The 11216-nt window shown below is 65.0% G+C and carries 9 protein-coding genes; 6 read left to right on the forward strand and 3 right to left on the reverse strand.

Features of this window, described 5'->3' with window-relative positions; translation table 11 throughout:
- Positions 1-27 precede the first annotated feature (27 nt).
- Positions 28-2562, forward strand: coding sequence for a penicillin acylase family protein (locus AB5S05_RS13960; RefSeq protein WP_369288130.1), 2535 nt, complete (start codon positions 28-30; stop codon positions 2560-2562).
- A gap of 158 nt (positions 2563-2720) precedes the next feature.
- Here the strand turns inward: AB5S05_RS13960 and AB5S05_RS13965 are convergent, their stop codons facing one another.
- Together AB5S05_RS13965 and dcd are read right to left on the reverse strand one after the other, a co-directional pair.
- Complete coding sequence (locus AB5S05_RS13965) at positions 2721-2948, reverse strand: hypothetical protein (protein ID WP_369288131.1); 228 nt, start codon at positions 2946-2948, stop codon at positions 2721-2723.
- Positions 2949-3227: 279 nt separating this feature from the next.
- Complete coding sequence (gene dcd, locus AB5S05_RS13970) at positions 3228-3794, reverse strand: dCTP deaminase (protein ID WP_369288132.1); 567 nt, start codon at positions 3792-3794, stop codon at positions 3228-3230.
- A gap of 311 nt (positions 3795-4105) precedes the next feature.
- On the opposite strand from dcd, the gene AB5S05_RS13975 reads away from it, so the two are divergent.
- A complete protein-coding gene (locus tag AB5S05_RS13975) occupies positions 4106-4315 on the forward strand; it encodes a cold-shock protein (RefSeq protein WP_003245585.1) in 210 nt (69 codons plus the stop codon).
- Between the two features lie 98 nt (positions 4316-4413).
- Here the strand turns inward: AB5S05_RS13975 and apbC are convergent, their stop codons facing one another.
- On the reverse strand, positions 4414-5508 hold the full coding sequence (gene apbC / locus AB5S05_RS13980) for an iron-sulfur cluster carrier protein ApbC (protein WP_369288133.1): 1095 nt from the start codon (positions 5506-5508) through the stop codon (positions 4414-4416).
- Between the two features lie 197 nt (positions 5509-5705).
- Here apbC and metG point away from each other — a divergent pair, with 197 nt between their 5' ends.
- The 4 genes from metG to rsxC form a co-directional block, all read left to right on the forward strand.
- Positions 5706-7748 (forward strand): methionine--tRNA ligase, encoded by a 2043-nt coding sequence (metG, locus tag AB5S05_RS13985; protein WP_369288134.1) that lies wholly within the window; start codon positions 5706-5708, stop codon positions 7746-7748.
- Between the two features lie 231 nt (positions 7749-7979).
- Complete coding sequence (gene rsxA / locus AB5S05_RS13990) at positions 7980-8564, forward strand: electron transport complex subunit RsxA (RefSeq protein WP_369288135.1); 585 nt, start codon at positions 7980-7982, stop codon at positions 8562-8564.
- Positions 8561-9136 (forward strand): electron transport complex subunit RsxB, encoded by a 576-nt coding sequence (gene rsxB / locus AB5S05_RS13995; RefSeq protein ID WP_369288136.1) that lies wholly within the window; start codon positions 8561-8563, stop codon positions 9134-9136. The genes rsxA and rsxB overlap by 4 nt, the downstream gene beginning before the upstream one ends.
- Positions 9133-11216 (forward strand): electron transport complex subunit RsxC (gene rsxC, locus AB5S05_RS14000; RefSeq protein WP_369288137.1); only part of this gene is annotated, 2084 nt, incomplete at its 3' end. The genes rsxB and rsxC, both read left to right, overlap by 4 nt.

Genomic DNA, 11216 nt, shown 5'->3' on the forward strand with positions numbered 1-11216 from the left:
TACCTGCGCCGCGCAAGGAGCTGCCGCATGTCTTCGCCCGTGTATCGCCCCCTGGCCCGGCTGTGCCTGGGTGTGGCCCTGAGCGCCGCGGTCCTGAGCGGCTGCCAGTCGTTGCTCGATAGCCGTTACAGCGCCAGCGTCGCCCCGGACCAGGGGACCGTTCGCCTCAAGGGTTTGGCCCAGAGTGCGACGGTAAGGCGCAACGCCTTGGGCATGCCGCTGATCGAGACCTCGACCTTCCATGATGCGCTGTTCACCCTCGGCTACGTGCACGCCAGTGACCGCCTCAGCCAGATGGTCGGCATGCGCCTGATGGCCGACGGCCGGCTGGCCGAGATGGTCGGCCCAGGCGTACTCGACCTGGACCGCTTCATGCGCGCGGTCAACCTCAGGCAAAGTGCCGAGACTCTCTACCGCGACGCTTCACCGCGCCTGCGCAGATTCTTCGAGGTCTATGCCCGCGGCGTAAACGCCTACCTGTTCCGCTATCGCGACAAGCTTCCGATGGACCTGGCCGAGTCTGGCTATCGCCCGCCCTACTGGAAGCCAGAGGATTCGGTTCTGGTGTTCTGCCTGATGAATTTCGGCCTGGCCGTCAACCTGCAGGAAGAAATCGCCGCCCTGACGCTGACCCAACAGGTCGGCAGCGACAAGCTTGCCTGGCTGCTACCGACCTACCCGGACGAGCCGCTGCCCTTCGACGAAGCGGCCAAGCTCAACGGCTTGCAACTCAAGGGACAGATCCCCGGCCTGGCGGCCGTGGGCCGGGCGGCCGGCCAAGTGGCCGACGCCCAGATGCTCGGCGTTGCCGCCTCGAACAACTGGGCCATAGCCCCACCGCACAGTCGCAGCGGCAAGAGCCTGCTGGCCAACGACACCCACCTGCCGCTGTCGATACCCTCGATGTGGAACTTCGTGCAGATCCGCTCGCCAAAATACCAGGCCGCAGGTGTTTCCATCGCCGGCGTGCCGGCGGTGGTCGCCGGCTTCAACGGCAAGCTGGGCTGGGGCATGACCATGGTCATGGGCGACAACCAGGACCTGTTCCTGGAGAAGATCAGGCGCCAAGGCGATCGCCTCTACTACCTTGCCGACGGTCAATGGCTGGCGGCGCAGGAGCGGCATGAAACCTTCTTTATCAAGGGCCAGCGACCGGTCCGCGAACGCATTTTCGCCACCCGCCACGGGCCGCTGCTGAACTCGGTGCTGGGCGAGCGCAAACACCCGCTCCAACCCCTGCAACTGAGCAGCGGCTATGGCCTGGCGCTCAAGACCACCCAGTTCGAGGCGGACAAGACCCTGGACGCGTTCTTCGACCTGTCTCGCGCCCAGACGGTCGAGCAGGCCTTCGACGCCGCCCGAGAAATCCGCGCCACGCCCCTGAACATTCTCTTCGCCGATGCCCAGCACATCGGCTGGCAGGTTACCGGGCGCTTTCCCAACCGCCGCGACGGCCTTGGCCTGCTGCCCTCGCCCGGCTGGGATGGCCAGTACGACTGGGACGGCTTCGCCGATCCGATGCTCCACCCCTACGACCAGGATCCGCCCCAGGGCTGGCTGGGCACCGCCAACCAGCGCAGCGTGCCGCGCGGCTACGGAATGCAGCTGTCCAACTCCTGGTACTACCCCGAACGCGCCGAGCGCATTGCCGAGCTGGCGGGCAGCGGCAAGCACGACACCCAGAGCATGATCGCCATGCAATACGACCAGCGCTCGCCCTTCGTCGCCAAGCTGCAAGTCATGCTCAGCGCACCAGGCATGGCCGAACCGCTGAAGCAGGCCATCGAGGCCCTCGCGCCGCCGCAGCGCGCCCGTGCCCGCGAAGCCCTGGACCGGCTGCTGGCCTTCGACGGCCGACTCGCCGCTGCCTCCGCGGATGCGGCGCTGTACGGCGCCTTCCTGCACGAGAGCGCGCGCCAGACCTTCCTCGACGAACTCGGCCCCGACACCAGCCCTGCCTGGCAAGCCCTGGTGGACGCCGCCAAGCTCTCCTATTCAGCCCAGGCCGACCACCTGCTGGGGCGCGAGGACAGTCCATTCTGGGACGACCTCGGCACCCCGCAGACAGAGGACAAGCCGGCGATCCTCGCCCGCAGCCTGGCTGGTGCCGTAAGCCTGCTCGAGACCCGCCTGGGCAGCGATCGCAGTGCCTGGCAGTGGGGACGACTGCACAGCTATAGCTGGACCAGCGAAACCACCCGCCTGGCGCCCTACATGAGCGCCAGCCAGCGCGCCGCGATCAACTCGCTGCACGACTACCTGGACCGCGGTCCCTATCCGGCCGGCGGCGACCACAGCACCCTGAACGTTTCGGCGTATCCCTGGGGACAGAACTTCGACACCTGGCTGGTGCCGGCAATGCGCATCATCGTCGACTTCGGTCGCGAAGAACCCTTGATCGGCCTGAACAGCTCCGGCCAGTCCGGCAATCCGGCCAGCGACCACTATGCCGACGGCATCGAGGCCTGGCTCAAGGGCCGCTACCTGAGCTTTCCGTTCCAGGCCAAGAACCTGGAGCAGGCCTATGGCACCCAGCACCTGCTGCTCTTGCCCGAACCATAACGACCGTTCGTCGGGTAGCGCTGAACCTATTGCTCACCCGACGACTCTGAATGAACGGACTTACTCCACAGATCATCGACTTTCAGGGCGCCTCGGCGCCCTTTCTTTTGTCCGCGAGCCTCGCCCGCAACGAGCCTGCCGCACGCGCGGCCTGAACCTCACTCCTCGCAGATGCTGGTCACGGCAATGCCATAGCGCTCCAGCAGGCGCACCGCCGGCGTCTGCTCCTCGTAGGGCGCATCCTTGGGCTCTTCGCGTTCGTAGGTCTCCTCGGCCATTTTCAGCAGCAGCTTCACTGCCTCCTCCATGGTCGGCTGGCTCGGCGCCTCCACTTCCAGAACCCCGGTGCCCTCGTCTTTGCTATAGGTGATCATCCACTTGGCCATGCGTAGTCCTTCCCACTCTGGTTGTCTTGATTGACCCCTCATTCGCACCACCCTGCTCGGCGCCGCCTGAGCCATTCGCTCATGTCGACACCTGAGGCGCGAACATCGACAAGATTGCCCCCCAGGCAGCGCCTAGCCGGCCACGCTCGCCAGGCGTCTACGTTGAGTCTAGAAAAGTCCCGGCCGGCGTGCCGAAAAAGCCCCCGCCCCCCCCCCCATGGCCGATGCGCGGACGTAAAAAAGCCGGGACATGCCCGGCTTCTTTCGCGTCCACCGGCCTCAGGCCTTCGGCAGAGTCACCCCCAACTGGCCCTGGTACTTGCCGCCACGATCCTTGTAGGACACCTCACAGGCCTCATCGGACTGCAGGAACAGCATCTGCGCCACCCCTTCGTTGGCATAGATCTTCGCCGGCAGAGTGGTGGTGTTGGAGAACTCCAGGGTCACGTGACCCTCCCACTCAGGCTCCAGCGGGGTGACGTTGACGATGATCCCGCAGCGCGCGTAGGTGCTCTTGCCCAGGCAGATGGTCAGCACATCGCGCGGAATGCGAAAGAACTCGACGGTGCGAGCCAAGGCGAAGGAGTTCGGCGGAATGATGCACACATCGCTCTTCACATCGACGAAGCTCTTTTCGTCGAAGTTCTTCGGGTCGACGGTGGCCGAGTTGATATTGGTGAACACCTTGAACTCGTCGGCGCAACGCACGTCGTAGCCGTAGCTCGACACCCCGTAGGAGATCAGCCGCTCGCAACCTTCGGTGCGCACCTGACGCTCGACGAAGGGCTCGATCATGCCGTGTTCCTGGGCCATGCGGCGAATCCATTTATCCGATTTGATGCTCATGGCGGGGCGTCCTGAATGACTGATGGTGAAAAAGTGAGCGCATCTTACCGGGGCGGCGCACTGGGTTCAAAGCCCCTTAGTCGCTCCAACCGACCAGCTCTGCAGCACTAAATACAAGAAAGACGCACAGAGCATTCGCGCTCAGCGTTAAAAGCGGGTATGGTGACCCCACTGTGCTGCATGTGTCACCGCGAATCGCTACTTGATGCCTAGATTTCGATCCAAACATCGTCCGACTCCTAGTACTCGTTGCACTCAGTCCCGGCCTGGGCTTTTCCAGGGCTGCTATCAATTTTGTTAGGAGATATCACATGTCCAATCGTCAGACTGGCACCGTTAAGTGGTTCAACGATGAAAAAGGCTACGGCTTCATCACCCCGCAATCCGGTGACGACCTGTTCGTACACTTCAAAGCCATCCAGAGCGACGGCTTCAAGAGCCTGAAAGAAGGCCAGCAGGTTTCCTTCGTGGCCACCCGTGGTCAGAAAGGCATGCAAGCTGAGGAAGTTCAGGTTATCTAACCTGCACTGACTCGAAAAAGCCCTGCCCTGTGCAGGGCTTTTTTTGTGGGCGCTCGTTTCGCTGGAGGCCGCGCCGCCCGGGCGCGGCCTCCAGTCACTCAGTCGTCGCTGACCTGGATGTTCGGCATGGCCGGCGCCTGCGACTCGCCGCGCGCGATACGCGCCCCTACCTTGCGCGCAACCTCCTGATAGATCATCGCGATCTGGCTCTCCGGATCGGCGATGGTGGTCGGCTTGCCACCATCGGACTGCATGCGGATGGCCATCGACAACGGCAGCGAGGCCAACAGCTCGACGTCGAACTGCGCCGCCAGCTTCTCGCCGCCGCCTTCGCCGAACAGGTGCTCGGTATGACCGCAATTGGAGCAGATGTGCACGGCCATGTTTTCCACCACGCCGAGCACCGGAATATTCACCTTGCGGAACATCTCCACGCCCTTCTTGGCGTCCAGCAACGCCAGGTCCTGTGGAGTGGTCACTATCACCGCCCCCACGACCGGCACCTTCTGCGCCAGGGTCAACTGGATATCGCCGGTGCCCGGCGGCATGTCCACCACCAGGTAATCCAGGTCGCTCCAGGCGGTCTGGGTGATCAGCTGGATCAGCGCGCCGGAGACCATGGGCCCGCGCCAGACCATCGGCGTGTTCTCATCGGTTAGAAAGGCCATGGACATCACCTCGACCCCATGAGCCTCCAGTGGCACGAACCACTTCTGCTCCTTGACCTGCGGGCGGGTACCTTCGGCGATGCCGAACATGATGCCCTGGCTTGGCCCATAGATATCCGCATCGAGAATGCCCACCTTGGCCCCTTCGCGCGCCAGAGCCAGGGCCAGGTTGGCCGCGGTGGTCGACTTGCCCACGCCGCCCTTGCCCGAAGCCACCGCGATCACGTTCTTGACGTTGGCCAGCGCCGGCACCTGCGCCTGCGCCCGATGGGCCTCCACCACGCAGTCGACTTGCACCTGGGCCTTGTCGACGCCCTCCAGGCCTTCCAGCGCCATCTGCAACAGCTGCGCCCAGCCGTTCTTGAACAGGCCCGCGGCATAGCCTAGCTGCAAGCGCACCGCTACCCGCCCGCCCTGAATATCGATCTCACGCACGCAACCGGCACTGACCGGGTCCTGATCCAGGTGCGGGTCGGTGTAGTGGCGCAGACAGGCTTCGACCGCTTCGCGGGTGACGACACTCATGGTGGCAACTCCAAAAGACTGAGTAAAACAGACGGCCATCCTACCCGAGAGCAACTGCTGGTGCATGCCTGTGGCCGCCGCCGACGCTGACGCAACGGCACGCAGCCAGGCACGCGGTTGCAGAGCGCGGGTGAAAAAAATGTCCTGCGCCTATATAGTTGCCGACTTCCTTTGTTTTCCCTGTGCAGCCGATCACCATGACCGAAGCCCGCAAGATTCTCGTTACCAGCGCCCTGCCCTATGCCAACGGCTCGATTCACCTCGGCCATATGCTCGAGTACATCCAGACCGACATGTGGGTGCGCTTCCAGAAGCTGCGCGGCAACCAGTGCCTGTATGTATGCGCCGACGACGCCCACGGCTCGGCCATCATGTTGCGCGCCGAGAAGGAAGGCATCACCCCGGAGCAGCTGATCGCCAACGTCCAGGCCGAGCACACCGCCGACTTCGCCGACTTCCTGGTCGACTTCGACAACTACCACTCGACCCACAGCGACGAGAACCGCGAGCTCGCCTCGGCCATCTACCTCAAACTGCGCGAGGCCGGCCATATCGCCACCCGCTCGGTGACCCAGTACTTCGACCCGGAAAAAGGCATGTTCCTCGCCGACCGCTTCATCAAGGGCACCTGCCCGAAATGCGCGGCCGAGGACCAGTACGGCGACAACTGCGAGAAATGCGGCGCCACCTACGAGCCCACCGAACTGAAGAACCCGCGCTCGGCCATCTCCGGCGCCGTGCCGGAACTGCGCGATTCCGAGCACTTCTTCTTCAAGCTGCCCGACTTCGACGCCATGCTGAAAAGCTGGACCCGCAGCGGCGCCCTGCAGGAGGCGGTGGCCAACAAGATCGCCGAATGGCTGGATGCCGGCCTGCAGGAATGGGACATCTCGCGCGACGCCCCGTATTTCGGCTTCGAGATCCCCGGCGAGCCGGGCAAGTACTTCTACGTCTGGCTCGACGCGCCGATCGGCTACATGGCCAGCTTCAAGAACCTCTGCGCGCGCCGCCCGGAACTGGATTTCGATGCTTTCTGGGGCAAGGACTCGACGGCCGAGCTGTACCACTTCATCGGCAAGGACATCGTCAACTTCCACGCCCTGTTCTGGCCGGCCATGCTCGAAGGCGCTGGCCTGCGCAAGCCGAACGGGGTCAACGTGCACGGCTACCTGACCGTCAACGGCCAGAAGATGTCCAAGTCGCGCGGCACCTTCATCAAGGCACGCACCTACCTCGACCACCTCAACCCCGAGTACCTGCGCTACTACTACGCGGCCAAGCTCGGCCGCGGCGTCGACGATCTGGACCTCAACCTCGAGGACTTCGTGCAGAAGGTCAACTCCGACCTGGTCGGCAAGGTGGTGAATATCGCCAGCCGTTGCGCCGGCTTCATCCACAAGGGCAACGACGGCCTGCTGGTGGCCGGCAACGCCGCCCCCGAGCTGACCGATGCCTTCCAGGCCGCCGCCCCCTCCATCGCCGAGGCCTATGAGGCCCGCGACTTCGCCCGCGCCATGCGCGAGATCATGGCCCTGGCCGATCGCGCCAACGCCTGGATCGCCGACAAGGCGCCCTGGGCGCTGAACAAGCAGGAAGGCAAGCAGGACGAGGTGCAAGCCATCTGCGCCCTGGGCATCAACCTGTTCCGCCAGCTGGTGATTTTCCTCAAGCCGGTACTGCCCAAGCTGGCCGCCGACGCCGAGGCCTTCCTCAATGTCGTCCCGCTGACCTGGAACGATCACCAGCAACTGCTGGCCAATCACCAACTGAATCCGTTCAGCGCCCTGCTGACCCGTATCGAGCCGGCGAAAATCGACGCCATGATCGAAGCGTCCAAGGAAGACCTGGCCGCCAGCCAGACCGACAGTGCCCCCCAAGGCAACGGCGAGCTGAGCAAGGAACCGCTGGCGGCGGAGATCGCCTTCGACGCGTTCGCCGCCGTGGACCTGCGTATCGCCCTGATCGAGAAGGCCGAGCTCGTCGAGGGCGCCGACAAGCTGCTGCGCCTGTCGCTGGACATTGGCGACGCCAAGCGCAATGTGTTCAGCGGGATCAAGAGCGCCTACCCGGACCCGAGCAAGCTGGAGGGCCGCCTGACCCTGTACGTGGCCAACCTGGCCGCACGCAAGATGAAGTTCGGTGTCTCCGAGGGCATGGTCCTGGCGGCCGGCCCCGGCGGCGAGGAGATCTACCTGCTCAGCCCGGACAGCGGCGCCAAGCCGGGCCAGCGGGTCAAGTAAGCCTGTGCGACTGGCAGCGGGCCACCCCCGCTGCTAGCGTCAAGCTGTCGCAGCCTGCCGCTGAGTACCTGGGCATAAGTCCCGGTATCACGCCAAGTTATCGAGTTTGAGGGATTCGGCGATCGCGGCGGAAAATGTCCTGACGACAGCCGACTTGTACGCCTTATCCCCCTTTACGATAATAGGCGCCCTTTTTTCCACGGCCTTTGCCTGTCCACAACGGTACCCGCAATGACCGAACTCGCCCTGATCATGGTAAGTGCCATCCTGGTCAACAACTTCGTGTTGGTGCAGTTCCTCGGCCTATGCCCGTTCATGGGTGTATCGAAGAGGATCGAGACGGCCATCGGCCTGTCCCTGGCCACCACCTTCGTCCTGACCCTGGCGGCGATGTGCAGCTACCTGGTCCAGCAGTACGTGCTCAAGCCCCTGGACCTGGAGTTCCTGCGCACCATCAGCTTCATCCTGGTGATCGCGGTGACCGTGCAGTTCACCGAGATGGTGGTGAACAAGACCAGCCCCCTGCTCTACCGGGTACTGGGCATCTTCCTGCCTTTGATCACCACCAACTGCATCGTCCTGGGCGTGGCCCTGCTCAACGCCAACAAGGCCGAGTTCACCTTCCTCAGCGCCACCGCCAACGGCTTCGCCGCCGGCCTCGGGTTTTCCCTGGTGCTGGTGCTGTTCGCCGCCATGCGTGAACGCATCGCCATTGCCGACGTGCCCAAGACCTTCCAGGGGGCCGCCATCGGCATGGTTACCGCCGGCCTGATGTCGCTGGCGTTCATGGGCTTTTCCGGGTTGATCAAGCTATGAGCCTGGTTGTCAGCGCGGTACTCGCCCTGCTCGTCCTGTGCCTGGTGTGTGGCGCCATCCTCGGTTTCGCCGCCGTGCGCTTTCGCGTCGAAGGCAACCCGATCGCCGAGCAGATCAACGCCCTGCTGCCGCAGACCCAGTGTGGCCAGTGCGGCTACCCCGGCTGCAAGCCCTACGCCGAGGCCATCGCCGGCGGCGACAAGATCAACAAGTGCCCACCGGGCGGCGAATCGACCATCGCCGCGCTGGCCGACCTGCTGGACGTCGAGGCCGAACCGCTGGACGCGGTGGAAGGCGAGAAACCGCAGATGGTCGCCTACATCCGCGAAGCCGAATGCATTGGCTGCACCAAGTGCATTCAGGCCTGCCCGGTCGACGCCATCGTCGGCGCGGCCAAGCAGATGCACACGGTGATCGCCAGCGAATGCACCGGCTGCGACCTCTGTGTCGAACCCTGCCCGGTGGACTGCATCGACATGCTCGAAGTGGGCAGCACTTTGCAAAGCTGGAAATGGAGCCTGCCCCTGCCTCCGGGGCAGTTGATCGCCAGCGACCGGGAGCAAGCGGCATGAGCGCGCAGGACATGATCTGGGACATCCACGGCGGCATCCATCCGCCGCAGCGCAAGGACCTGTCCAACCGCACGCCGATTCAGTCGGCGCCACTGCCCAAGCGCCTGGTGTTGCCGCTCAACCAGCACATCGGTGCGGCCGCCGCCCCCCTGGTGGTGGTCGGCGAGGCGGTGTTCAAGGGCCAGAAGATCGCCGAGGCGAGCGGCTTCGTCAGCGCCGCGCTGCATGCGCCGACCTCCGGCATCGTCAGCTTTATCGGCCCGCAGCCCTACCCGCACGTATCCGGAATGCTGATTCCGGCCATCGTCATCGACAGCGATGGCGAGGAGCAGTGGGGCGACCTGGAGCCCTGCACGGACTTCCGCGCCCTCGAGCCAGCCGCGCTGCTGGAGAAGATCAGCCAGGCCGGCATCAGCGGGCTGGGCGGCGCCGGCTTTCCCACCTCGGTCAAGCTGACCGCGCGGCCGACCCAGAAGATCCATACGCTGATCATCAACGGCACCGAGTGCGAGCCGTACATCACCGCCGACGACCTGCTGATGCGCGAGAAGGCCGACCAGCTGATCGGCGGCATCGAGATCCTCGCCCAGTTGATCCAGCCCGAGCAGGTGCTGATCGGTATCGAGGACAACAAGCCCGAGGCCATCGCCGCCGTCAGGGCCGCCGTGGGCGATCGACCGTTTGCCGTGCGGGTGTTCCCGACCAAGTATCCGTCCGGCGGCGAAAAACAGCTGATCCAGATTCTCACCGGCGTGGAAGTGCCCAGCGGTGGCCTGCCGGCCGATATCGGCATTCTCTGCCAGAACGTCGGCAGTGCCGTGGCCGTGTTCGAGGCCGTGGTGCTCGGCAAGCCGCTGATCTCGCGGGTCACCACCCTGACTGGCGAGGCCCTGGCGCGACCGATGAACGTCGAGGCATTGATCGGTACTCCGGTGCGCGAGCTCCTCGAATTCGCCGGGCTCGATCCGGCCAAGCTCGATCGCCTGGTCATGGGCGGACCGATGATGGGCTTCACCCTGCCCAACCTCGACGTGCCCCTGATCAAGACCACCAACTGCCTGCTGGCGACGACTGCCAGCGAACTGCCAGCACCGCCGCCGGCGCTGCCCTGCATCCGCTGCGGCGAGTGTGCCGAGGCCTGCCCGGCCAGCCTGCTGCCGCAGCAACTGCACTTCTTCGCCCTCGGCCAGGAGCACGAGCAGCTTCGGGCGCACAACCTGTTCGACTGCATCGAATGCGGCGCCTGCGCCTATGTCTGCCCGTCGAACATTCCCCTGGTGCAGTACTACCGCGCCGCCAAGGGCGAGATCCGCGAGCTGGAACAGAAGCAGATCAAGGCCGAACACTCCAAGCAGCGCTTCGAACTGCGCCAGGAGCGCCTGCGCCGGGCCGAAGAGCAGAAGGAAGCCGAGCGCCAGGCCCGTGCCGAACGCGCGGCCCGCGCCAAGGCGATCCAGGCCGAGAGCAGCGCCGGGCTGCTCGAAGAGGACGCCGTGGCCGCCGGCGCAGCCGCCAAGGCCAGCCCCCTCAGCGACGAGCAGAAGCGCCTGAAGATCGAGGCCAGCATGGCCCAGGTCGCCCTGAAGAAGGCCGAGAAGCAGCTGGCCGCCCACGACACCCCCGAGCTGCAAGCCCAGGTCAGCGAGCTGCGCGCCGCCGCCGAGGCTGCGCGCAAGGCCATGGACGCCGCCCTGGCGGCCGCGCCGGCGACCGCGGCGCCGGCGGTGGATGAGACGGCCCTGAAGAAAGCCAAGATCGAAGCCGCCATGCTCCGCGCCCAGGTGCGCAAGCTGGAGAAACTCGAAGCCCCGGATGACGATCAGCAGGCCGAACTGGCCCGCCTGCGCCAGCAGCTCGAGGAAGCCGAGCAGGCCCTCGCCGCCCTGGAGGCTCCGGCTGCATCCGCACCCAAGCCGGTCGATGCTGGCGCCCTGAAGAAGGCCAAGATCGACGCCGCCATGCTCCGCGCCCAGGTGCGCAAGCTGGAGAAACTCGAAGCCCCGGATGACGATCAGCAGGCCGAACTGGCCCGCCTGCGCCAGCAGCTCGAGGAAGCCGAGCAGGCCCTCGCCGCCCTGGA

Source organism: Pseudomonas zhanjiangensis (assembly GCF_041027545.1).
Taxonomy (GTDB): Bacteria; Pseudomonadota; Gammaproteobacteria; order Pseudomonadales; family Pseudomonadaceae; genus Aquipseudomonas; species Aquipseudomonas zhanjiangensis.